Source organism: Variovorax sp. R-27, from assembly GCF_049913215.1.
Classification (GTDB): Bacteria; Pseudomonadota; Gammaproteobacteria; order Burkholderiales; family Burkholderiaceae_C; genus Variovorax.
The window spans coordinates 287,225-309,157 of record NZ_CP183984.1 but is presented as its reverse complement, the minus strand read 5'-3'; the positions used below and the strand labels follow the sequence as shown (position 1 = coordinate 309,157).

The 21,933-nt window shown below is 64.3% G+C and carries 21 protein-coding genes; 10 read left to right on the top strand and 11 right to left on the bottom strand.

Translation table 11 applies throughout. The features are described 5' to 3' along the window. Nucleotides 1-262: 262 nt before the first annotated feature. The 7 genes from ACN9MV_RS01435 (at nt 263) to ACN9MV_RS01405 (ending at nt 7,704) form a co-directional block, all read left to right on the top strand. On the top strand, nt 263-985 hold the full coding sequence (locus tag ACN9MV_RS01435) for a sugar transferase (RefSeq protein WP_426391084.1): 723 nt from the start codon (nt 263-265) through the stop codon (nt 983-985). A 92-nt stretch (nt 986-1,077) separates the two neighbouring features. Further along, the gene (locus tag ACN9MV_RS01430; RefSeq protein WP_426391083.1) at nt 1,078-2,136 is read left to right on the top strand and encodes a hypothetical protein; all 1,059 of its coding nucleotides are present in this window, start codon (nt 1,078-1,080) and stop codon (nt 2,134-2,136) included. Further along, complete coding sequence (locus ACN9MV_RS01425; RefSeq protein ID WP_307616083.1) at nt 2,133-3,284, top strand: polysaccharide pyruvyl transferase family protein; 1,152 nt, start codon at nt 2,133-2,135, stop codon at nt 3,282-3,284. The genes ACN9MV_RS01430 and ACN9MV_RS01425 overlap by 4 nt, the downstream gene beginning before the upstream one ends. A gap of 13 nt (nt 3,285-3,297) precedes the next feature. Continuing rightward, entirely contained in the window at nt 3,298-4,371 is a 1,074-nt protein-coding gene (locus tag ACN9MV_RS01420) for a glycosyltransferase (RefSeq protein WP_426391082.1), read from the top strand. After that, a complete protein-coding gene (locus ACN9MV_RS01415; protein ID WP_426391081.1) occupies nt 4,368-5,636 on the top strand; it encodes a hypothetical protein in 1,269 nt (422 codons plus the stop codon). The genes ACN9MV_RS01420 and ACN9MV_RS01415 overlap by 4 nt, the downstream gene beginning before the upstream one ends. A gap of 5 nt (nt 5,637-5,641) precedes the next feature. Then, on the top strand, nt 5,642-6,871 hold the full coding sequence (locus tag ACN9MV_RS01410) for a lipopolysaccharide biosynthesis protein (protein ID WP_093076689.1): 1,230 nt from the start codon (nt 5,642-5,644) through the stop codon (nt 6,869-6,871). 29 nt (nt 6,872-6,900) lie between these two features. Next, the gene (locus tag ACN9MV_RS01405; protein WP_093053279.1) at nt 6,901-7,704 is read left to right on the top strand and encodes a phytanoyl-CoA dioxygenase family protein; all 804 of its coding nucleotides are present in this window, start codon (nt 6,901-6,903) and stop codon (nt 7,702-7,704) included. A gap of 2 nt (nt 7,705-7,706) precedes the next feature. On the opposite strand, the gene ACN9MV_RS01400 is transcribed toward ACN9MV_RS01405, so the two are convergent. Beyond that, on the bottom strand, nt 7,707-8,468 hold the full coding sequence (locus tag ACN9MV_RS01400) for a hypothetical protein (protein ID WP_426391080.1): 762 nt from the start codon (nt 8,466-8,468) through the stop codon (nt 7,707-7,709). Continuing rightward, a complete protein-coding gene (alr, locus tag ACN9MV_RS01395) occupies nt 8,465-9,565 on the bottom strand; it encodes an alanine racemase (RefSeq protein WP_426391079.1) in 1,101 nt (366 codons plus the stop codon). Before alr ends, ACN9MV_RS01400 begins: the two co-directional genes overlap by 4 nt. Nucleotides 9,566-9,747: 182 nt before the next feature. Here alr and lplT point away from each other — a divergent pair, with 182 nt between their 5' ends. The 3 genes from lplT (at nt 9,748) to ACN9MV_RS01380 (ending at nt 12,508) form a co-directional block, all read left to right on the top strand. Beyond that, nucleotides 9,748-11,052, top strand: a complete 1,305-nt coding sequence (gene lplT / locus ACN9MV_RS01390) for a lysophospholipid transporter LplT (RefSeq protein WP_093175613.1) — start codon at nt 9,748-9,750, stop codon at nt 11,050-11,052. Nucleotides 11,053-11,117: 65 nt separating this feature from the next. Continuing rightward, nucleotides 11,118-12,008, top strand: coding sequence for a DMT family transporter (locus tag ACN9MV_RS01385; protein WP_426391078.1), 891 nt, complete (start codon nt 11,118-11,120; stop codon nt 12,006-12,008). Nucleotides 12,009-12,019: 11 nt separating this feature from the next. Then, nucleotides 12,020-12,508, top strand: coding sequence for a glutathione peroxidase (locus ACN9MV_RS01380; protein WP_093175618.1), 489 nt, complete (start codon nt 12,020-12,022; stop codon nt 12,506-12,508). Between the two features lie 19 nt (nt 12,509-12,527). Here the strand turns inward: ACN9MV_RS01380 and ACN9MV_RS01375 are convergent, their stop codons facing one another. The 9 genes from ACN9MV_RS01375 to ACN9MV_RS01335 all read right to left on the bottom strand — a co-directional run bounded on the left by ACN9MV_RS01375 (nt 12,528) and on the right by ACN9MV_RS01335 (nt 21,919). Continuing rightward, nucleotides 12,528-12,965 carry a hypothetical protein gene (locus ACN9MV_RS01375; protein WP_093053261.1) on the bottom strand — a complete coding sequence of 146 codons (438 nt, stop codon included), beginning with the start codon at nt 12,963-12,965 and terminating at the stop codon, nt 12,528-12,530. Nucleotides 12,966-13,054: 89 nt separating this feature from the next. Further along, on the bottom strand, nt 13,055-14,302 hold the full coding sequence (gene glcF, locus ACN9MV_RS01370; RefSeq protein ID WP_426391077.1) for a glycolate oxidase subunit GlcF: 1,248 nt from the start codon (nt 14,300-14,302) through the stop codon (nt 13,055-13,057). A gap of 20 nt (nt 14,303-14,322) precedes the next feature. Continuing rightward, complete coding sequence (gene glcE / locus ACN9MV_RS01365; protein WP_426391076.1) at nt 14,323-15,429, bottom strand: glycolate oxidase subunit GlcE; 1,107 nt, start codon at nt 15,427-15,429, stop codon at nt 14,323-14,325. A gap of 5 nt (nt 15,430-15,434) precedes the next feature. Next, nucleotides 15,435-16,937 carry an FAD-linked oxidase C-terminal domain-containing protein gene (locus ACN9MV_RS01360; protein ID WP_426391075.1) on the bottom strand — a complete coding sequence of 501 codons (1,503 nt, stop codon included), beginning with the start codon at nt 16,935-16,937 and terminating at the stop codon, nt 15,435-15,437. Between the two features lie 117 nt (nt 16,938-17,054). Then, on the bottom strand, nt 17,055-17,939 hold the full coding sequence (locus ACN9MV_RS01355; RefSeq protein ID WP_093053249.1) for a LysR substrate-binding domain-containing protein: 885 nt from the start codon (nt 17,937-17,939) through the stop codon (nt 17,055-17,057). A gap of 114 nt (nt 17,940-18,053) precedes the next feature. After that, nucleotides 18,054-18,986, bottom strand: coding sequence for an SMP-30/gluconolactonase/LRE family protein (locus ACN9MV_RS01350; protein ID WP_093076677.1), 933 nt, complete (start codon nt 18,984-18,986; stop codon nt 18,054-18,056). Between the two features lie 191 nt (nt 18,987-19,177). Further along, entirely contained in the window at nt 19,178-20,605 is a 1,428-nt protein-coding gene (locus ACN9MV_RS01345) for an ammonium transporter (protein ID WP_093053241.1), read from the bottom strand. 29 nt (nt 20,606-20,634) lie between these two features. Beyond that, nucleotides 20,635-20,973 (bottom strand): P-II family nitrogen regulator, encoded by a 339-nt coding sequence (glnK, locus tag ACN9MV_RS01340; protein ID WP_007833403.1) that lies wholly within the window; start codon nt 20,971-20,973, stop codon nt 20,635-20,637. A 67-nt stretch (nt 20,974-21,040) separates the two neighbouring features. Then, nucleotides 21,041-21,919, bottom strand: a complete 879-nt coding sequence (locus tag ACN9MV_RS01335; protein WP_307616093.1) for a TorF family putative porin — start codon at nt 21,917-21,919, stop codon at nt 21,041-21,043. Nucleotides 21,920-21,933 lie beyond the last annotated feature (14 nt).

Genomic DNA, 21,933 nt, shown 5'->3' with positions numbered 1-21,933 from the left:
AATACTCAATTAGTATTCGGAGTAATAAGGCACTACAAATGGCAATTAGTCCATTCGTATTGCCTTCATCGAGTCATTTGGCCGCGCAATAGTTTCTGCATTGCAGATCCTACGAGGCATTTGTGCGGGTCGTCTCGGCCAAAAAACCAAGGCCATAACAGAGGACATGCAGGCTTTTGCCTGCGTGAGGAAAGGTGCGTCAAAAATGAAATCATTTCGACGAGAAATCTTGTCGCGCTTCAAATCCGGGCGGAGAAATCCCATGGGAAATCTCCACCCTGAAGAATCGCTGGTACCGCAAGGCTGGAATATTTCGGACGCAAGCGGCGAAATGTCCCGAGGCGGATCGCAAACCGGAATTCATCATCCGGCCGTACTGCGGATCGGGAAAAGGTCGGTAGACATTGCCGCCGCGCTGTTCTTTTTTGCGGCATTCGGCTGGCTCTTCGTGCTGATCGGCCTCTTCGTGCTGATCAGCTCCGGATCTCCGGTCCTGTATTACCAGTCGCGCTACGGAAAAGACGGGCGAATATTCAGGTTCTACAAGTTCCGCTCGATGATCGCCAACTCGGCCCAGGTGCTCGAGGAACATCTGAAAAGCAATCCGGAGGCACGCCGCCAATGGGATGGATACCAAAAGCTGGACGACGATCCACGGATCACGCGTTTCGGCAAATTCATCCGCAAGACCAGCCTGGACGAACTGCCGCAATTCTGGAACGTGCTGACGGGCGACATGAGCCTCATCGGCCCCCGCCCCTGCATGCTCGAGCAGAAGGAGCTCTACGGCCAGAACTGGTCGCACTACTGCGCTGTTCGCCCCGGGATCACGGGCCTGTGGCAGGTCAGCGGTCGCAATCAGCTGACCTACAACGCACGCGTTGCGTTGGACGTGAGGTATGTCGAGACCCTTTCCGTCGGGAAGGACGTGGACATCTTCTTCAGAACCATCTGGGTGGTTGCTGCCGGTCACGGGTCCCGATGAATTTCATCGGTCCCGGATGATCGGCTCCGGCCGGGCCGGCCGGACAGATTTTCCTTCGCTTTCGAAATGATTGGATTGGAATCCACATGCGGATGAGCCACGCCATTCCGGGACCGGCGGTGAGAAGAAGAAGCACGCGCCGCTTCAATCAATTCTCGATTGCCGGAATACTGATCGTGCTCGTGTACACGATCATCTACGCGTATTTCAGGGAAATGCTTCCCGAGAAATGGAGCGTGGACTCGGCAAAGATCATCGAGATCCTCAATTACGGCGGCACGGGCGAAATGGACAACTCGTTTGCTGTCACCGCCGCGCTGTTCGCCGTTATCGGGGTCGACAACCTGGACGTTTTCACCTGCGGCGTGAGCGTCATATTTTTGTTTTTCGCGACTCACGACGTTCGCAAGGCCGGCGACTTTTTCGCCAGGCTGCTGCTGATTGCGCCTTGCATCATGCTGAACATGTTTGCGCCGTCCAAGGAGACGGTCGTGCTCATCATGACCATGTTCATCACCGTTTCGACCATCTATTTTCGAACGTCGAAAGTACTTACCGTCGGCGCCTTCCTTTTTCTTTACGCGATCTACGGGGTCTTCGTACGGCAATATTATTTGCTGATTGTCGGTGTGTTTTTCATGGTCTATTACCTGTGGCGGCGCCCTATTAAATATCACATTCTGGCCGCCATCGTGGTTGTCGGAGCGATCATGGCGGCGCCTTCCAGTATTTTGCAGACGCTTCAATCGCCGCGAGATACCTCGAATGCCTACGCGGAACAGATCGGCAGCGACAACAGAACGGCTTTTACCAATATTGCGTCTCCCGCCAGTGGCCCCGGATTTCTGGTCAATTACGTCTATGCCGCAACAGTGCTGATCACGCCGGTTCTTTATTTTCAGACTGCGAGCGACGCGTTCATGCAATTGATGATCGCAGCCATGCTGATCATTCTGTACAGAGCCCGGCGAAAGTCCAAACGCGATCCGGATCGATTCGAGCCGCGGTTTTTCGGCAGCCTTTTCATAGCGCACATTCTTGTGCAATTGATATTCGAACCAGATCTCGGCAGCTTCACCAGGCATTTGACCTCCGTAATGCTCTACCTCATTGCCATCAAAGTTTCCGAGAACAAAGCAGTCTCCAGATGAAAAAAATCCTGATTTGTGCGGTGCCGTACAGCGACAACCTGGGTGACGGGGTCATCGCGGCGTCGCTGGCTCACATCGCCGGCATGAAATATCCGGAGGCGAAGGTGGAGTTCCTCGACATCGCCGGCCGCGTCGCGTTCGACGAATCGAATCTGCGTGGCGGCGGCGCGTTCGAAATCTTCCAGAAGATGCCGGCCCTGCTGCGATCGGCAATCGTTTTCGCGTATTGCCTCAAGAACTACCTCCTGGGCTGGCGCAAGCAATGGCAAGCCGCGGTCAACGATGCGGATCTGGTCCTCATCGGCGGTGGCCAGCTGTTCTGCGACGTGGCGCTGAACTTTCCCGCCAAGCTGTTTCTGCTGAGCAGGTTGCTTCGCGGCAAGAAGGTCGCGGTGGTCTCGGTTGGCGTCACGGCCAAATGGTCGTTCTGGGGGAAATTTCTGGTCAAGAAATTCCTCAGGAACGCCGCCCCCGTTTTCTACGCGACGCGCGATGTGGACTCGGCGAACAACCTGCACGCGTTCTTCGACATCCCGCGCAGCGAGATCAAGGTCGTTCCCGACCCCGCGCTGGTTTGCGCGAGCGCCTTTTCGGAAGAGCTCTCCCCGGACAAGAAGTGGGACGTGGGAATCTGCGTCAGCAGCCTCGATGCGCTGGTGATGAATTCCGAATATGGCGACACGCGCACCAGCGGGTCCGCAGAATTCTTCTCGGGCCTGGCCGAAGCATTGCAGGCGGAAGGCGCGCGGGTGCTGTATTTCACGAACGGCGCGGCGGAGGACAACAAGATCCTTGCCGAGATTTCTTCTTCGCGGGCAGCCGCACCGGGCTTCTCGTTCGTCGTTCCGAAGCGCCCCGACGATCTTGTTGCGCTGATCAGCGCCTGCTCGTGCATTGCAGCGCACCGGCTGCACGCAAACATCGTCGCCTACAGCCTGAACATTCCCTCCATCGGGATGAATTGGGACAAGAAGGTCGAGTCCTTTTTCCAGCTGACGGACCGAACCCAGTATTTGTTCGGCCTGTCACCACGCCGGGAAGAGCTGAAGGCCTCCGTACTGAATCTGCTCAACGAAAAAAATGCCGACCGCAGAAGACTCGACGAATTGAAGACCGAAGTCATCGCCGGAACCCACGCATTGATCTGAGGAGCGAATCTCCATGAAAGTACTGCACGTTGCCGAAACGCTCAAGGGCGGGTTGGAAACCTATCTTCGGATCGTTTCGAATTTCCAGAAGAACTCTCCGGAAATCAGCCAGGTGAAATTCATACTGCCCGGAACGGTCGATTGGCTGAACCCCGAGAGCGCACACGTGGTGCCCACCGCCCGCAGCCCCCTGTCCCTGGTGGGCTACGCCGCGCGCGTGAAGAAGATCATCGAATCGGAGCGCCCTTCCGTGCTCCACCTGCACAGCTCGATTGCCGGGGGCATCGTCCGGGTCATGGCCATGCTCGGGCAGATACCCAGCGAAGTGAAGATCGTCTATTGCTCCCACGGCTGGGCATTCGATCAGGCTGCGTCTCGCTACAAGAAGTCGGCCTATCGCTGGATCGAGCGGCTGCTTTCCTCGCGCAGCGACGCCATCATCTGCATCAGCCGCCATGAGGTCAGGATCGCGTCGAAATCCGGCATCAGGCGATGCACATGCATTCCCAACGGGATCGACTCCGTCAGCCCCAGGCTGCCGAGTCAATTGCTGCCTGATGAAGCCGAACGCAGCCAGCGAAAAGTCCTGTTCGTCGGCCGCCTGGACCGGCAAAAGGGAATCGACGTCCTGCTCGACTCGTACAACAGGATCCAGCCGAATTTCAAGCTGATCGTCGTCGGCGATGCCGTGCGGAATGACCTTTTTCTTCCCAAGTCCGATCGGGTCGAGTTCAAGGGCTGGCTGGAAAAAGACGAGCTGGACGCCGTCTACCAGGACTGCGACGCCATCATCGTTCCGTCGAGATGGGAAGGCTTCGGGCTCGTTGCAGTCGAAGCCATGGCGAGGAGCAAGGCGGTTTTTGCATCCGCTGTGGGCGGCCTCGTCGACATCGTTGAAGACGACAGGAGCGGCCGGCTCTTTTCCCTGGAGCAGATGGACCAGATGCTGCGGGAAATCGACGGCATCCCCAATGAAACCCTGCGGCAGATGGGACAGACCGGGCGAAAGATCTTCGAAGAGAAATTCACTTCGCAGCGAATGAACACCGCCATCGTCGATCTGTACAAGGAGTCGGTCCTGCCATGAAGATTTCTGGATTCTTTGCCCGAGGCCTCGTCGGGCTGCTGGGCACCCTGCTGTTCATTGCAGCGTCGATCAGCACGGCCAATGCCCGAGGCATCGACGGCCTGACCTCGGAGTACCCGGTTGCGCTGAGCGTGCAGATCGATCCCGCGACCATCACGGACGACGACCTGCATGAAATACGTGCGGCCGGTTTCGAATTCGTGCGGTTCGGCGTGCGGCCTCCGCTGAAAAGCGTCAACCCCAATTTGATCGACTACCCGGGCCTGATCCAGCGCGTGCGCAAGGCCAGGCTCGAAGCCATCGTCACTTTGTTTGGTGGCCGCGAGATCTGGGGACACGAGCCCTCGGACTTGCGTGGCGGCAACCGCAGCAAGGAAACCATGTTCGCGGACTTTGCGAGCGACTTCATGAAGGCGCACACCACCGATGTCGCCGTCTGGGAGATATGGAACGAGCCGGACAACAAGACATTCCTGCAGCCCAACCTTCTTTCGAACTTCGGGACCGCCTCGTCGGAGCTGTGCAACAAGCTGGCGCAGCAAAAGATCCAGCCGAACATCGTCATCGGATACGGCTTCGCGAAGCTGCCCTTCGCCGGAGGCAAGGTTCCTTCGGAGCTGGAAGATGCCTTTGTCTCGGCCGCCAGGACCGACTGCCTGACGGACATCTCTATTCATCCATACCGCTCGGTTCCCGAAACGGCGCTGGCCGACTACCAGAAGCTGCGTGCGCAACTGGACCAGCGGCAACTGAAGAAGACCGGCATCGTCGCTTCGGAATGGGGCTACGCCTCGTACATGCCGGTTCGCGACCGCAACGCACAGGCTTCGCTGATCTTCAGGGAGTACCTGATCAATGCCGCCGCGGGCATCAAGCTCCTGAACCTCTACGCGTGGCGCGACAGGGGCCAGTCTTACTTTTCGAAGGAAGACAACTTCGGAATCAAGTCCAAAGCCGGAGAAAAGAAAGAGGCCTACTCCGCGCTGACCGAGTTTCTCAAGATCGCCAGGCACTCCCAGAAGGTGTCGTACCAGGATGCCAAGGGCATGAGCCAGCTCGTGCTGCGTCGCGGCGAGTCTTTGCTGCACGTGGTCTGGACGCAGGGCCCGGAACAAACCGTGTCAGTCCCCGCAGGCAGCGGAAAGAAATGCACGCGCGTCGACTTCTTCCCCCAGATGCGTGAAGGCAGTTGCGGAAACCCGTCGGGCGGGAGCTTTTCTGTGAAGGCGACTGCCAATCCCGTTTTGCTGTCCATATCGGACTGAACGGGATGAAGCATCTGTCCGGACTCAGAAAACGCCTTGGTGGTCCGATCTACGCCGTTGCAGACCAATGCATATACAGCGCGAGCCAACTGCTGCTGAGCTTTGCGCTGGCCCGCGTGCTTTCGCCTTCGGATTTCGGCGTTGCCTCCGCATTCCTGGCGGTGAGCAGCTTTCAATACATCCTGCACATGGCCATGGTGCATGAGCCCTTGCTGATCAAGCGCTACTACGCGCATCGATCCGCGGCATGGCTCTCATGGGCTCTGGTGGTTCTTTTTTCTCTTCTGGGGTACGCGGCCTGGCAAGTGGCGGCTTTTCCCGGGCAGCTGCACTGGGTGGGCGTGGCCCTGATCGTCGGCTACGAGATCTTCTGGATCTCGCGCAGCCTCCTGCTCACTGGGCGGCGGTACGGGATTCTGTGCGTTACCGGTGTGCTGGTCGGCGTGGGATATGTCGCCATCCTGAAAGCCGAAAAGCCCGCGACGTGGATGGAAGCCCTGCTGCTGATTTCCATCATCCAGGTCCCGTTTCTTTTTCTGGTGCTCAGGAATGCGGGGAACGTGATGCTTCCGCTCCCGGCAGCGAAGAATGCGCAAGGGCTGACGGTCGGCGAATCGATGGCTTATGGCTGGAAAGCCAGCCTCTCCCAGTTCATGAGCTGGATCATGACGGGAGGGGCCATCCTGCTGCTTGGCTCCTCGGCAGATTCCGAGCAGGGTGGCTTGCTCAAGATCTACATCACCTTCCTGCTGCCGATGCAGTACGTGCTGTCGGCGCTTGGCTACTACCTGCTTCCGCAATTGGCGGCGAACTGGAATTCCGAAGGAAGAAAAAAAGCCTTCCGCGATTTCATCAAGTTCGTGCTGCTCGGGTTCGTGATTGCCGAAGGAGTCGGCGTCTTGCTGGGCCTGCTGGGGCCCCGCCTCGTCGTCCTCGCATTCGGTCCGAACTACAAGGGAATGGATTTTTCCCCCTTCTTCTATGCGCCCGCGATCTTCGGGCTGACCATGTGCCTGCGGACGGGCTTCAGGGCGGCCGCGCGGCCAGGTGCCCTCTTGCTGTGCTCGATCGTCGGCGCCGTGGTGTTCGCCATTCTGATGTTCGCGGCAGCGCCACCCATCTCCTACATCCAGACCATCCGCGCCATGACCTGGGGCTTCGCCTGCATGGCCGCTTTGATGATCGGCTGGCTGTTCTATTTCATGCGAGCGACAACGACAGGGGAGAGTGCCTGAAAACGGGCAAGCAGGCCTTGGAGATCTTTATGAGCAACCCTTTGCTTCGCAGCGTAAGCATCGACGAGCGCCTTCGGTTCCTGAGGGATGGCGTGGTGTGCCTGCGCAAGATCATCTCGCCCGAATGGATCCAACTGGCCCAGGACGGCATCGAGCAGCAGCGCCGCGCTCCTTCGCCCTACGCGACCGTGGTGGATGCCGACCCGCTCTATCTGCTGATCGACCAGATGCCTTCGATGAAGAACGGCATGCTCCAGCGCGTGGTGTTCGAGTCAGGCGCCGGCGAGATCGCCAAGCAGCTGACCGTGACGAGACGGCTGCGCTGGATTTACGACCAGCTGTTCTACAAAGGCCGCGGCCCTGCCGCCGAGACGCCCTGGCACCAGGACACGTCCTATGGACTGGCCGACAGCCACCGCATCGTGCGCGTGTGGATGCCGGTCGACCACATGCCGCGCGAGACCGCCATCGAGGTGGTGCGCGGCTCGCATCTCTGGAAAACGCACTATGGGCTGAGCGGCAGCAAGATCGAGGTGCTGGACGATGAATTCGAACTGCCGGACATCGAAGCCAATCGCAGCGCCTTCGACATCGTGGGCTACGAGGTGGACCCGGGCGACGTGGTGGTCTTCAACTACCGGGCACTGCACCATGCCGGCCCCGGCGTGAACTTCAACGAGAAGCGCAGGGCCTTTGCCATCCTCTACGCCGACGACGAACTCAGGCTGAGGCATCGTCCGTCCTTGTTGCCCGGGCCGTTGGACACCGCGGGCCTCGCGTGGCGCGACGGACAGAAGACGGGCGATTTTCCTGAGGTGTTTCGCGCCGTGTGAACTCAGTGCTTCTTCAGCAGAACGCGCACCGCCTCGGGCAAGGAGTTGACCTGCGGCATGAAGTGATCGAGCAGCGCGCCGAGGATCACCGCGCTCGCGACCGCACCCAGCAGCGGCTTCCACGTGAGCCGCACGGCGGCCATGAGCCAGCCTTCGCGCGCCACCCGCACCGCGGCGCGCGCCGACACGTACGAGAAGGCGACTTCGATGGCCACGGCCAGCAGCGCGTCCCAGCTGAAGTACAGCAGCACGAGCGAGCCGGCGCCGAACAGGATGGCCACACAGATCAGGAAAATGGCGACCACCGGCACGACGATGATCGCGCCTTCGTCCGCGGAACCGGCGACTTCGAGCGCACCGCTCGCCACGTCGGACAGGGCACTGCCATCGCCGCCGCCACCACCGCCATGGGCATCGCCGACGCTCACGTGGCTCTGGGAGCCGCCGCCGCGTCCGCTGCCGAAGTCAACGTCGGGCGCATCGACATCGAAGTCCGTCCTGCGGCCCTCGACCAGCCGCCTGGCCCACCAGCGCAGCACCAGCAGATAGCCCAGGTACCCCACGCCCAGCGTGAGGAAGTAGCGCACCGCCAGCGAATCGACATGCAGCAGGTGCATCTGCAGCGCCGACACGCCCCACATCAGCAACAGCGTGAAGGTGCCGATCAGGATGCCGTGCGTGCGCAGGCTGTAGTCGCGATGCAGGTCGCGTTCGACCTGCGTTTCCCACAGGCGCACGGAGCGCCAGTTGGAAAGGATCTTCATTGACCTTCGACGGGAGCGAAGGGTACGCGCTGCGCCACGGCGCACATCAGTTCATAGCCGACGGTGCCCGCGGCTCGCGCGACCTCGTCGATGGGGAGCACGGCGCCTGTCTTCGCCGACTTGCCCCACAGCGTGACCTCGCTGCCGAACTTGGCGTCGGGCATGTTCGTGAGGTCGACGGTGATCATGTCCATGCTCACACGGCCGACCATGCGGGTGCGCACGCCATTCACCAGCACCGGCGTGCCGGTGTTGCAGTGGCGCGGATAGCCGTCGGCATAGCCGACTGCCGCCACGCCGATGGTGAGCGGCCCCTCGGCCGTGAAGTTGGAGCCGTAGCCGATGGTGTCGCCGGCCTTCAGCGTCTGCACCGAGATGAGCTGCGTCGACAGCGTCATGGTGGGCTGCAGCTGCCAGTGCGCCGAATCGTGTTCGGGAAAGTCGGGCGCGCTGCCGTACAGCAGGATGCCGGGGCGCACCCAGTCGCCACGCGTCTGGTCGGCGTGGCGCAGGGTGGCGGCGCTGTTGGCGATGGAGCGTTCGCCCGGCAGGTCGCGGGTGACGCGCTCGAAGGTCTCGAACTGGTGGCCGATGCCGCGCGCGCCGTCGGCGTCGCTGAAGTGGGTCATGAGCGAAATCTCGTCGACCTGCGTGAGCGCGTTGAGACGGGTCCAGGCGGAGCCGAAGCGCTCGGGCGTGAAGCCCAGGCGGTTCATGCCCGAATTCATCTTCAGGAACACGCGCTGCGGCTTCAGGGTCTTGTGGGCGGCGAGCATGTCGATCTGCTCGTCGCAATGCACGGTGTGCCAGAGGTCCAGCCGCGAGCACAGCTCCAGGTCGCGGGCGTCGAACACGCCTTCCAGCAGCAGCACCGGGCCGCGCCAGCCGAGGGCGCGCACGCGCTCGGCTTCGGCCAGATCGAGCAGCGCGAAGCCGTCGGCGCCGCGCAATCCCTCATAGACCCGCTCGATGCCATGGCCATAGGCGTTGGCCTTGACGACGGCCCAGACGCGGGCTTCGAGGGCCGAGCGGCGCGCCCGGTCGAGGTTGTGACGCAGGGCGTCGGTATGGACAGTTGCGAGTATGGGACGCGGCATGGGTGGTTCCGGGAGAGACTCGGGGACAATGCAGACCACGTTTTAGCATCTTCGGGAATGAGGTCGAACACCGTGGGGACGCCGGATTCCGCGTCGCACCCCCGTGCTATAACCGCCCATTCGCCCGCAACGCGACACTTTTTCACTACCGCCAGCAGACCCTCTGGCCAGCCAGCCCATCGATGAAGCGCGGTTTCTACACGATCATGTCGGCCCAGTTCTTTTCGTCGCTGGCCGACCAAGCGCTTTTCGTTGTTGCCGTCGATCTCATGCGAAGTTCGGGCGCGCCTGAATGGCAGCGCGCGGCACTGGTGCCGATCTTCGCGGTCTTCTATGTGGTGCTGGCGCCGCTGGTGGGTGCCTTTGCCGACGCCCTGCCCAAGGGCAAGGTGATGTTCATCAGCAATGCCATCAAGGTGGTGGGCTGCCTGATGATGCTGTTCGGCTCGCACCCGCTGCTGTCCTATTCGATCGTGGGGCTGGGCGCTGCGGCGTATTCGCCGGCCAAGTACGGCATCCTGACCGAGCTGCTGCCGGCGTCCCAGCTGGTCAAGGCCAACGGCTGGATCGAGGGGCTGACCATCGCATCGATCCTGCTGGGCATCGTGCTGGGCGGCACGCTGGTGGGGCATTCCATCTCCAGCAAGCTGCTGGCCTTCGATCTCCCGTTCATCGACACCGGCATCGACACGCCGGCCGAGGCCGCAATCGCGGTGCTGATCTTCGTCTACGTGCTGGCGGCCTGGTTCAACACGCGCATTCCGCACACCGGCGTCGAGATGCGCCCGCTGCGCTCCAACCCCGAGCACGGCATGGCGCGCAACATCGCCGCGCTGCTGCCCGACTTCTGGCATTGCAACGCCCGCCTGTGGCGCGACCGCCTCGGCCAGATCTCGCTGGCCACCACCACGCTGTTCTGGGGCGCTGGCGGCAACCTCAAGTACATCGTGCTGGCCTGGGCTTCGCTGGCGCTGGGCTACAACACCACGCAGGCCTCGGCGCTGACGGGTGTGGTGACCATCGGCACGGCCGTGGGCGCCATCGTCGCCTCGATGCGCATGCGGCTGGACATGGCCACGCGCGTGATCCCCATGGGCATCGCGATGGGGCTGATGGTGATCTGCATGAACTTCATCAGCAACGTGTGGCTAGCGGTGCCGTTCCTGATTCTGCTGGGCGGCCTGGGCGGCTTCCTGGTGGTGCCGATGAATGCGCTGCTGCAGCACCGAGGCCACAACCTGATGGGCGCGGGCCGCTCCATCGCGGTGCAGAACTTCAACGAGCAGGCCTGCATTCTTCTGCTGGGCGGCTTCTACAGCGTGTGCACGGGGCTGGGCCTCTCGGCTTACGGCGCGATCAGCGCGTTCGGTCTTGTCGTGGCGGGCTGCATGTGGCTCATCAAGCGCTGGCACGAGAACAACCTCAAGAAGTACCCTGAAGAGGTCGAGCACCTCTTGGCCATCGCCCGTAGCGACAAGCATCACTGACATCGCGCGCCCGCGTTGGTGAAACGGCCGGCGCGCCCGGCGCTCCACCCTTTTCCAACGCCACCATGCCCGCGCTCGCCCTGATCTTCAACGCCTTCGTCTGGGGCGTTTCGTGGTTCCCCTTCCGCCAGATCGCAAGCCACGGCATGCATCCGCTGTGGGCCACCTGCCTCATCTACCTGGCCATCGCGACCGTGATGGGCCTCATGCGCCGGCACGCGTGGAAAGGCTTCGCGGCCTTCCCGATGCTGGCGGTGCTGGGCTTCGCGGCCGGCTTCACCAACGTGGGTTTCAACTGGGCCGTAACGCAGGGCGACGTGGTGCGCGTGGTGCTGCTGTTCTATCTGATGCCGCTGTGGAGCGTGCTGCTGGGCTGGCTGCTGCTGGGTGAGCGGCCGACCGGCGGCGCGCTCGCGCGCGTGGCGCTGGCGCTGACCGGCGTGGTGGTGGTGCTGAAGGCGCCGGGCGCCGACTGGCCGGTGCCGTCGAGCCTGCCCGACTGGCTGGGCGTAGCGGCGGGCTTCGGCTTTGCCGTTACCAACATCGCGCTGCGCCATCTGCGGCAGGCCCCGGGCGAGTCGCGCGCGCTGGCAATGTTCTGCGGCTGCGCCATCGTGGCCGGCATCACGGCGCTGGGCGGCACCGCGCTCGGCGCCTTCGATTCGCCGCTGCACGCATCGCCGGGCTGGCTCGGCTGGGCGGTGCCGCTGGGCATAGCGTTCGTCTTCGCCAATGTGTGCCTGCAGTACGGCGCGGCCCGGCTCGCGGCCGCCGCAACCTCGGTAATCATGCTGTCGGAGGTGCTGTTCGCGAGCGTGTCGTCGGTGGCGCTGGGTGCGGCCGACATGAGCCCGCGCATCCTCGCTGGCGGCGCGCTGATCGTGCTGGGCGCCGTCTGGGCAGCGTTTGCACGAACGCCCGCGCGGCGCGATGATCGCGCCTCTTCTCCCATCTGAGGAACAACAGCATGACCAGCGTCTACGACTTCGAGGCCAACCAGATCGACGGCAAGCCGGTGAAGCTCTCCGCCTTCAAGGGCAAGGTGCTGCTGATCGTCAACACCGCCAGCAAATGCGGCTTCACGCCGCAGTTCGCGGGGCTGGAGGCGCTGCATGAGAAGTACGCCGACCAGGGGCTCACGGTGCTGGGCTTTCCGTCGAACCAGTTCGGCGCGCAAGACCCGGGCAGCAACGAGGAAATCGGCGCCTTCTGCACCAGGAACTATGGCGTGAGTTTCCCGATGATGGAGAAGATCGACGTGAACGGCAGCAACGCCGCGCCGCTCTACCAGTGGCTCACCAAGGAAAAGCCGGGCCTGCTGGGCAGCACGGCCATCAAGTGGAACTTCACCAAGTTCCTGATCGGGCGCGACGGCAGCGTGCTCAAGCGCTATGCGCCGCTGGACACGCCAGCCTCGCTCACGCGCGACGTAGAGGCCGCGCTGGCGGCGGGCTGAAGCTCCCTGCCCTGGCCGCTCAGAACCTGAAGTCGGCCGTCTTCGAGCCCCCGCCCACCGTCACGCTCTGGGTCTTGGCGCCTTCGCCGGGCATGGCCGCATCGATCACGTAGCGCCCGTTCGGCAGGTCGACCAGGCAAACCGGGCCGCTGGCGCGGAACGCCAGGGCTGCGGCGTTATTGGCATCGCCGCCCTTGATCGTCACGTCGACATTGGCCAGGTAGGCGCCATCGGCGCGCGCGAACAGCAATGCCAGCGGATGGTCCTTCATGGCGGCGCGCATGGCCGTCGATTCGTCGGAGCCGATACCACCGCACACATAGCGCGCCGGACCCGCGCCCTGCCAGGGCGGCATGGCGCCTTGCGCCTGTGCGGCCATCGCACCGGCCGCGCAGGTGCAGGCCAGCAGCACGCGCCGCAGCGTGGAAGGAATAAGGGATGCGACAACATGGGACATGGCACTGGCTCCTTGCAGATTCGGTGCAGCCATGATGCGCCGCGAACCGGCTTCGCGGGAGTCGGACCAACGCCCTCCTGCTTGTGCGATCAGGCCTTGTCAGACAGCGCCGCGTCCAGCAGTTCGACCCAGTGCCGCACCGGCGTGTCGCCGCTGCCGCTTTGCAGGTGCGTGATGCAGCCGATGTTGGCCGACGCGATGGTGGTGGGCTGCAACTGCTTCAGGTGGCCCAGCTTGCGGTCGCGCAGCGGATAGGCCAGCTCGGGCTGCAGCACCGAGTAGGTGCCGGCCGAGCCGCAGCACAGGTGCGATTCGTTCATTGCCACGCGAATGTCGAAGCCGAGCGCGCGCAGGTGCGTCTCGACGCCGCCGCGCAGCTTCTGGCCGTGCTGCAGCGTGCACGGCGGGTGATAGGCCACCACGCCCGCAGGCGCCTTCACGCGGGCCTTGAGCGCGGGCACGAGATCGGGCAGCAGCTCGCTCAGGTCGCGCGTGAGCTCGCTGATGCGCGCGGCCTTCAGCGCATAGGCAGCGTCGTGCTGGAGGATGTGGCCGTACTCGCGCACGGTGACGCCGCAGCCCGATGCGTTCATGACGATGGCTTCGACTCCACCTTCGTCAGGACGGCGCTCCACCAAGGGCCACCACGCGTCGATGTTGGCGCGCATCTGCGCCTTGCCGCCGTCCTGGTCGTTCAGGTGGAACTTCACCGCGCCGCAGCAGCCGGCCGCCGGCGCAATCACCGCCTGGATGCCGGCCGCGTCGAGCACGCGCGCGGTGGCGCTGTTGATGTTGGGCATCATCGATGGCTGCACGCAGCCCGCGAGCATCAGCACCTTGCGTGCGTGCGTGGCGGTGGGCCATGCGCCGGCTTCCTGCTTCGCGGGCACCTTGGCTTTCAGCGCCTCGGGCAACAGGCCGCGCACCGACTGGCCGAGCTTCATCGCGGGGCCGAAGAGCGGCGACGACAGGCCCTCCTTCAGCAGCCAGCGCTGTGCCGACTCCATCGCGGGGCGCGGCACCTTCTGGTCGACGATCTTGCGGCCGATGTCGACGAGGTTGCCGTACTGCACGCCGCTCGGGCAGGTGCTTTCGCAGTTGCGGCAGGTGAGGCAGCGGTCGAGGTGCAGCTGCGTGCTGCGCGTGGGCTCCTTGCCCTCGAGCACCTGCTTGATGAGGTAGATGCGCCCGCGCGGGCCGTCCAGCTCGTCACCGAGCAGCTGGTAGGTCGGGCAGGTGGCGGTGCAGAAGCCGCAGTGCACGCATTTGCGCAGGATGGCTTCGGCTTCGCGGCCTTCGTCGGTGCCGCGAAATTCGGGGGCGAGCTCGGTTTGCATGTCTGTCGGTTCTTGTTGTTTTACGTGGGGGCGAGCAGGCGGCCGCGGTTGAAGATGCCGTGAGGATCGAACTCGCGCATCAGCGCGCGATGGATGCGTTCGATGGGCGCGCTCAGTGCATCAAAGCGCTGGACGCTGCCTTGTTGCGTGCCTAGGTCGGGCAGACGGAACAGCGTGGCATGGCCACCCGCCGCGCGTGCGATCTCGCGGATGCGCGCGGCCTGTTCGGGCGCAGCCTTGTACCAGCGCTGGCCGCCGTGCCATTCGATCAGCGGCGCGGCGCCGTCGAGCGAGAGCATGGGCGCGGTCTGCGGCACCGACAGGCGCCAGAGAGCATCCGTGCCATCGTTCGTGGCGAACCACGGAGGTTGCTGGTCGCGCAGCGATTGCCAGTCGGCGGCGGCGCGCGCGTTGTCCTTGCGCTCGCCGCCGAGGTGCGTGCATGCCGCTTCCACCGCGGCGACCGCACCGCGCAAACGCAGATAGAGCGTGCCTTGCCCTTCGTATTCGAGCCAGCAACTCGCGTTGAGCGGCAGCGGCCGGCCGCCCCACTCATTGAGCAGCCGCAACGCATCGGTCTGGTTGCAAGCGAACTCGAGCGTGGCTTCGGCGGGCGCCACGGGCAGCACCTTGAGACTCACCTCGACGATCACGCCCAGCGTGCCGAGCGAGCCGGCCAGCACGCGCGAGACGTCGTAGCCCGCGACGTTCTTCATCACCTGGCCGCCGAAGGTCAGCACCTCGCCGCGGCCGTTGACGATCGTGGCGCCGAGCACGTAGTCGCGCACCGCGCCGACGCTGGCACGTGCCGGGCCGCTGAGTCCGGCGGCGACCATGCCACCAACGGTGCCGTTGCTGCCGAAGCACGGCGGCTCGAACGGCAGGCACTGGCCCTTCTCCGCCAGCGCCGCTTCGAGCTCGGCGAGCGGCGTACCGGCGCGCGCGGTGACGACCAGCTCGCTGGGCTCATAACTGGTGATGCCGGCGAGCGAACGCGTGTCGAGCAGCTCGCCTTGCGGCGGCTCGCCGTAGAAATCCTTGGTGCCGCCGCCGCGAATGCACAGTGGCGTAGCGTCATCGACTGCGGCACGGATACGTTCGACGACCTGGTGAAGTGCGTTGTCCATCGTCATCAGAACCTCGGCAGATCCGGATGCTGCAGCTTGCCCCCGCGCACCACCTGCTTGCCGTACTCGGCGCAGCGCTGCAGCGTGGGAATCACCTTGCCGGGGTTCAGCATGCCCTCGGGATCGAAGGCGCGCTTGACGCCGAACATCTGCTCGTTCTCCGCGGCGGTGAACTGCACGCACATGCTGTTGAGCTTTTCCACGCCCACGCCATGCTCGCCCGAGACGGTGCCGCCCATCGCGACGCTGGTCTCCAGGATGTCGGCGCCGAACAGCTCGCAGCGGTGCAGCTCGTCGGGGTCGTTGGCGTCGAACAGCACCAGCGGATGCAGGTTGCCGTCGCCCGCGTGGAACACGTTGCAGCAGCGCAGGTTGTATTTCTTCTCCATCTCCTGGATGGCCAGCAGGATGTCGGCCAGGCGCTTGCGCGGAATGGTCGAGTCGAGGCACATGTAGTCGGGGCTGATGCGGCCCGAGGCGGGGAACGCGTTCTTGCGCCCGCTCCAGAACTTCATGCGCTCTTCTTCGCTGCTGCTCACCGCGATGGCGGTCGCGCCGCAGCCACGCAGCACGCCGGTCATGCGGCCGATTTCTTCTTCCACTTCCTCGGGCGTGCCATCGGATTCGCACAGCAGGATGGCGGCGGCATCGAGGTCGTAGCCCGCGCGCACGAAGTCTTCGACGGCGGCGGTCATGGGCTTGTCCATCATCTCCAGCCCTGCCGGAATGATGCCGGCCGCGATCACCGCGGCCACTGCGTCGCCGGCTTTGCGCACGTCGTCGAAGCTGGCCATGATGCAGCGCGCGAGCTGCGGCTTGGGCACGAGCTTGACGGTGACTTCGGTGGTCACGGCCAGCATGCCTTCGCTGCCGATGACGAGCGCGAGCAGGTCGAGCCCCGGCGCGTCGAGCGCCTCGCCGCCGAATTCGATGGGCTCGCCTTCGGCGGTGAAGCCACGCACGCGCAGCACGTTGTGCAGCGTCAGGCCGTACTTCAGGCAGTGCACGCCGCCCGAGTTCTCGGCCACGTTGCCGCCGATGGTGCAGGCGATCTGGCTCGACGGATCGGGCGCGTAGTAGAGGTTGAAGGGCGCGGCCGCCTCGCTGATGGCCAGGTTGCGCACGCCGCACTGCACGATGGCCGTGCGGCTGACCGGATCGATCTTCAGGATGCGGTTGAACTTGGCGAGCGACATGGTCACGCCCATGGTGTGAGGCATGGCGCCGCCCGAGAGCCCGGTACCCGCGCCACGCGCCACCACGGGCACGCCGAGCTGATGGCAGGTCTTGAGCACGGCGGCCACCTGCGCCTCGGTTTCGGGCAGGGCCACCACGAGCGGGCGGGCGCGGTAGGCGGTGAGGCCGTCGCACTCGTAGGGGGTGGTGTCTTCTGCGTGCCAGATCAGGGCGTGGGCCGGCAGATGAGCCTGCAGCCCTCGCACTACCTGGGACTGGCGCTCTGTTTTCTGCAGCGAATCGTTTTGCGTGGGGGTGAGCGGCGCGTTCATGCGGCGACCTCTTTTCTTCTGCTCGCGGGATGTCTCGGTTCTACCCGCACTCTACGGACATTGCGGCAGGCCCGGGTTGATGGATTTTTGCCGGGCGCTTGAAAGAACTTCGCGGGTTCAGCGCAGGCTCTGTTCGAGCCAGTCGGCAAAGGCCGCGCATTCCCAGCGCTCGAGCGTGCCCGGCTGCCAGCAGATGTAGTGCCGGTGCGGCGACAGCACAGCCTGGTCGGACAGCGCCACCAGCCGGCCCGATTCGAACCACGCCGCGCCCATCTTCTGCCGTACCAGCGCCACGCCAAAGCCGCTGGCCGCGGCGTCGTACACAAGCCCCAGGTCGTTGAACTGCGAGCCGATGTTGGGCTCGGGCTGGTCGAGCCCGCAGCTCGCGAACCAGGTGCCCCAGGGTTCGAGCGGGCTGCGGATCAGCCGTGCGCTGGCAATCTCCGCCGCAGTGCGAAAACCGGTGAAGGGGCCGAACTCGTTGAGGTAGCTCGGGCTGCAGGCGGGCACGACCTGCTCCTCGAGCAGGAGCCGGTGCTCGCAGTCGGCGTACCCGCCGGGGCCGTAGCGCACTTCGAGGTCAGCCTGCTCGGCCGTGACGTCGAGCAGCGGGATCGACACCTGCAGCACCAGTTCGATGTCTGGATAGATGTTGCGGAACAGCTCCAGCCTCGGCATGAGGAACTGGCGGCTGAAGGTCGGCGTGACGGCGATGCGCAGGCGCGTGGCGCGTTGGGCTGCGTTGGCGCCGAGCGGCGTGGCCTGCAGCGCAGCAAGCCCCGTGCGCACGTTCGCGAGGTAGGCTGCACCGTCGGCCGTGAGGCTGAAGTCGCTGCGGCCGAAGAGCTTGAAGCCGATGTGCGATTCGAGCTGCCGGATGCGGTGGCTCACCGCACTGGGCGTGACGCACAACTCATCGGCTGCGCGGCCCGCGTGGCGCAGCCGGGCCACTGCCTCGAAGGTCAGCAGGCACTGGATGGGTGGGATGTGTTGCAGGGCCATGCGGTTCTTGTGCTTTTGTTCAGGGCGCGTGCGAATGACACCGGGTACTCCCCTGCGCGAATGTCCCCCGTCGGCGTGATCGCGCGCCCTGAACAAACCACGTCACAACCCACCCTAGTCCTCGAAGAAGCTGACCGGCAACCCAGGCGTATCGACCCGCATGGAGATCACCGTGCCCGAGGCGGGCAATCGCTCGATCTCGGCAGCAGGCCGACCCTTGCGGCCGCTGGTGACGAACAACGTCTTCAGGTCATCGCCGCCGAAGCAGGGCATGGTCGGGCATTGCACGGGGACGGGAACGGAAGCCACGATTTCGCCCGAAGGTGCAAAGCGCAGCAGCTGCGCGCCTTCGAACATGGCAACCCAATAGTGGCCTTGCGCGTCGATGGTGGCGCCGTCGGGGCGGCCTTGGTAGCCCATCGGTGCTTCGGGCGTCCAGCCTTCTGGCTTGGCGTCGAACTGGTGGAACACGCGGGCGTGCGAGAGCGAATTGCCTTCGGCGTCCCAGTCCCACGCGCACACCACGTGCGCGGCGGTGTCGGCCCAGTAGAGGGTGCGGGCATCGGGCGAGAAGGCGAGGCCGTTGGCGGTGGTGGACTCGTTGGCCATCTGCGTCAGCGTGGGCGAGACGCCGGTGTCGGGGCGTGCATCGAAGCAATAGAGCGCGGCATTGGCGCGGTCCTTGGCTTCGTTGAGCGAACCGCCCCAGAAGCGGCCCAGCGCGTCGCACTTGCCGTCGTTGAAGCGCATGGTGCGCACGTCGTGCTCCACGCGCGCCATCGCGACCAGTTCGCCGCCCCACTCGCGCGCGCGGTAGATGCCGTCGCGCAGCGCAATCACGAGGCCGCCACTGCGCGCGGGCGCCATGCAGCCGGGCTCGGTGGACAGCGGCCATCGCTCGACCCTGGCATTGGCGGAGCCGATGTCGCCGCGGGTGCGCAGCACGGCGCGGCCGGGAATGTCGAGCCAATAGAGCGAGCGCTCCTGGGGATGCCAGAACGGCGACTCGCCGAGTTCGCAGAGGCTGTCTTCGAGGGAGGTCCACATGGTGTCGCGATTGTGCCCCCGGCCATCGCGGCAAAGGGCAAAAAAAAGCCCGCTGGCGCCGGAGCGCTTGCGGGCTGAACATCCAAAGGAGACCTCGCTTGAAAAACTCGTTACGAAGAATTGTTCTTGTAAAAGGTGGTGGTGGTCGTTTCAGCGGCGGGGCTGCCCGAAGGCAACCCGGCCAGAGCAGATCAGCGGTTGTAAGCCGTTTCGCCGTGCGACGAGATGTCGAGGCCTTCGCGCTCTTCTTCTTCCGACACACGCAGGCCGAGGGTCAGGTCGGCGATCTTGTAGGCGATGAAGGCAACCACGCCGGACCACACGACGGTGAGCGCCACGCTCTTGATCTGGATCCAGACCTGTGCGCCCATCGCGAAGGTGTCGGGCGTTGCGCCGCCGGTGCCGCCGAGGCCCTTGGCCGCGAACACGCCGGTCAGGATGGCACCCAGGATACCGCCCACGCCGTGCACGCCGAACACGTCGAACGCGTCGTCGGCACCGAGCATGCGCTTCAGGCCGCCCACGCCCCACAGGCAGACCAGGCCGGCCAGCAGGCCCAGCACGATCGAACCCATCGGGCCGATGAAACCGGCGGCAGGCGTGACGGCCACGAGGCCGGCAACGGCACCAGACGCAGCGCCCAGCATCGAGGCCTTGCCCTTGTGCAGGCTTTCACCCAGGATCCACGACAGGGCCGCGGCAGCGGTGGCGAGCACCGTGTTGATGAAGGCCAGGCCGGCGACGGCGTTGGCAGCACCAGCCGAGCCGGCGTTGAAGCCGAACCAGCCGACCCACAGCAGCGAAGCGCCGACCATGGTGAGCGTGAGCGAGTGAGGCGTGAATGCTTCCTTGCCGTAGCCGACGCGCTTGCCGACCATGTAGGCGCCGACCAGGCCAGCCACACCGGCGTTGATGTGCACCACGGTGCCGCCAGCGAAGTCGAGTGCGCCGTCCTTGCCCAGCAGGCCGCCGCCCCACACGATGTGGGCGATCGGCACGTAGCTGAAGGTGAACCACAGCACCGAGAACAGCAGCACGGCCGAGAACTTGGCACGCTCTGCGAACGCGCCGACGATCAGCGCCACGGTGATGGCCGCGAAAGTGCCCTGGAAGGCGACGAACACGTATTCGGGAATCGTGGTCAGCGCGCCGAAGGTCTCCTGCGTGATGCCCTTCATGAAGATCTTGTCGAATCCTCCGAAGAAGTTGCCGTCACCGGAGAAGGCCAGGCTGTAGCCGTAGATGGCCCACAGGATGCTGATCAGCGAGAAGATCACGAAGACCTGCATCAGCACCGACAGCATGTTCTTCGAGCGGCCCAGGCCACCGTAGAACAGCGCGAGGCCGGGAATGGTCATCAGGATCACGAGAAGCGTCGAAGTCAGCATCCAGGCGGTGTCGCCGGAGTCGATCTTCGGAGCGGGTGCGGCTGCGGGCGCCGCGGGAGCTGCGTCGGCGGCAGCGGCCGGAGCTGCTGCGGCTGCAGGCGCGGCAGCGGGGGCCGATGCCGACGCGGCCGGTGCTTCGGCCGTGGCCGCAGCGGGGGTTTGCGCGAAGCCGGCAGTACCGGCAGCCAACACGCTCAAGCCGAGCGCAAGAGAGACAAGCAGTTTTTTCATAATCGTTGTTCTTTCGGGCCTGGACTCGATCAGAGGGCTTCGCGGCCCGTTTCGCCGGTGCGGATGCGCACGACTTGTTCGAGGTTGTAGACAAAAATCTTGCCGTCGCCGATCTTGCCGGTGCGTGCCGCGCCTTCGACAGCCTCGATCACGCGATCGACCAGGTCGTCGGAGACGGCCGCTTCGATCTTGACCTTGGGCAGGAAGTCGACCACGTACTCCGCGCCGCGGTAGAGCTCGGTGTGGCCCTTCTGGCGACCGAAGCCCTTGACCTCAGTGACGGTAATCCCCTGCACGCCGATGGCCGACAGTGCTTCGCGCACCTCATCGAGCTTGAACGGTTTGATGATGGCTGTGACCAGCTTCATGAGTTTTCTCCTTCGGATGGAAATGGAATAGCGCGGCAGCTTGGGCCGCACCTCGTTGTTGTATGGATTACAGCGTCTTCGTCAGCGTGAGGATGAAGCGCGCCTTGTTCGGCGAGTAGGTCGTCTGGCCGAAGGTGCCGAAGCCGAGGTCGACGCCCGGGTTGGCCACCGCGAGGTACGAGCTCTTCTTGTTGGCGCCCTGCACCGAGCCGGTCAGCGACAGGCCGTTGCCGAAGTCGTAGCTCGCGCCGACGTTGTAGTCGACGTAGCTCTTGTAGCCCAGGCTGCGGATGTCGCTGGACATGTTCGTGTAGCCGATCGCCGCCTTCAGCGTGACCTTGGGCACGATTTCCTTGCTGTACGACAGGTTCAGGTAGCCGGTGTTGGTGCCCTTCAGGCCCGAGCCGGCCTTGTTGCCCGCGTAGCCGAAGTAGTCCTTCGACACGGTGTGCGAGTACTTGGCGGTGAACGAGCCGAGGGTTTCGTTGGCGTAGGTGCCGGCAACGTACAGCTCGGTGGTGTTGCCCGCGGAGTTGCCCGGGTAGATGTAGGTGAGCGCACCGACGTCCATGTCCAGCGGGCCGGCCTTGAACTTGTAGCCGCCGTACACGTCCATCTCGATGCTGTTGCCCTTGAGCCAGTTGACGCTGGAGTTCCAGTTGCCCACGTAGAAGCCGCTGTCGCCGAAGGCGTAGTCCAGGCCGCCTTGAATGGCGGGCTTGAACCCCTTGGTCTTGGCGTAGTCGTTCTTGCCGATCATGTCCTGGTCCTGGCCACGGAACTTGTAGTTCGTGGTGATGGACACGTTGCCCGTGAGATTCGGGGCGGGAGCGGCTGCCGGTGCTGCTGCGGCATCCGTCGTTGCTGTTTGCGCCAGGGCTGCGCCCGAAGCGGTCAATGCAGCGGCCAGAACGATCAGCGCCTGGGCGGCGGTACGGTGCGTCATCAGGGAACTCCTCG

Excerpts from the sequence above, each read along its gene's own strand:
- ACN9MV_RS01435 (WP_426391084.1), top strand. The coding sequence starts at position 263 with ATGGGAAATCTCCACCCTGAAGAATCGCTGGTACCGCAAGGCTGGAAT.
- ACN9MV_RS01430 (WP_426391083.1), top strand. The coding sequence starts at position 1,078 with ATGAGCCACGCCATTCCGGGACCGGCGGTGAGAAGAAGAAGCACGCGC.
- ACN9MV_RS01425 (WP_307616083.1), top strand. The coding sequence starts at position 2,133 with ATGAAAAAAATCCTGATTTGTGCGGTGCCGTACAGCGACAACCTGGGT.
- ACN9MV_RS01420 (WP_426391082.1), top strand. The coding sequence starts at position 3,298 with ATGAAAGTACTGCACGTTGCCGAAACGCTCAAGGGCGGGTTGGAAACC.
- ACN9MV_RS01415 (WP_426391081.1), top strand. The coding sequence starts at position 4,368 with ATGAAGATTTCTGGATTCTTTGCCCGAGGCCTCGTCGGGCTGCTGGGC.
- ACN9MV_RS01410 (WP_093076689.1), top strand. The coding sequence starts at position 5,642 with ATGAAGCATCTGTCCGGACTCAGAAAACGCCTTGGTGGTCCGATCTAC.
- ACN9MV_RS01405 (WP_093053279.1), top strand. The coding sequence starts at position 6,901 with ATGAGCAACCCTTTGCTTCGCAGCGTAAGCATCGACGAGCGCCTTCGG.
- ACN9MV_RS01400 (WP_426391080.1), bottom strand. The coding sequence starts at position 8,468 with ATGAAGATCCTTTCCAACTGGCGCTCCGTGCGCCTGTGGGAAACGCAG.
- alr (WP_426391079.1), bottom strand. The coding sequence starts at position 9,565 with ATGCCGCGTCCCATACTCGCAACTGTCCATACCGACGCCCTGCGTCAC.
- lplT (WP_093175613.1), top strand. The coding sequence starts at position 9,748 with ATGAAGCGCGGTTTCTACACGATCATGTCGGCCCAGTTCTTTTCGTCG.
- ACN9MV_RS01385 (WP_426391078.1), top strand. The coding sequence starts at position 11,118 with ATGCCCGCGCTCGCCCTGATCTTCAACGCCTTCGTCTGGGGCGTTTCG.
- ACN9MV_RS01380 (WP_093175618.1), top strand. The coding sequence starts at position 12,020 with ATGACCAGCGTCTACGACTTCGAGGCCAACCAGATCGACGGCAAGCCG.
- ACN9MV_RS01375 (WP_093053261.1), bottom strand. The coding sequence starts at position 12,965 with ATGTCCCATGTTGTCGCATCCCTTATTCCTTCCACGCTGCGGCGCGTG.
- glcF (WP_426391077.1), bottom strand. The coding sequence starts at position 14,302 with ATGCAAACCGAGCTCGCCCCCGAATTTCGCGGCACCGACGAAGGCCGC.
- glcE (WP_426391076.1), bottom strand. The coding sequence starts at position 15,429 with ATGGACAACGCACTTCACCAGGTCGTCGAACGTATCCGTGCCGCAGTC.
- ACN9MV_RS01360 (WP_426391075.1), bottom strand. The coding sequence starts at position 16,937 with ATGAACGCGCCGCTCACCCCCACGCAAAACGATTCGCTGCAGAAAACA.
- ACN9MV_RS01355 (WP_093053249.1), bottom strand. The coding sequence starts at position 17,939 with ATGGCCCTGCAACACATCCCACCCATCCAGTGCCTGCTGACCTTCGAG.
- ACN9MV_RS01350 (WP_093076677.1), bottom strand. The coding sequence starts at position 18,986 with ATGTGGACCTCCCTCGAAGACAGCCTCTGCGAACTCGGCGAGTCGCCG.
- ACN9MV_RS01345 (WP_093053241.1), bottom strand. The coding sequence starts at position 20,605 with ATGAAAAAACTGCTTGTCTCTCTTGCGCTCGGCTTGAGCGTGTTGGCT.
- glnK (WP_007833403.1), bottom strand. The coding sequence starts at position 20,973 with ATGAAGCTGGTCACAGCCATCATCAAACCGTTCAAGCTCGATGAGGTG.
- ACN9MV_RS01335 (WP_307616093.1), bottom strand. The coding sequence starts at position 21,919 with ATGACGCACCGTACCGCCGCCCAGGCGCTGATCGTTCTGGCCGCTGCA.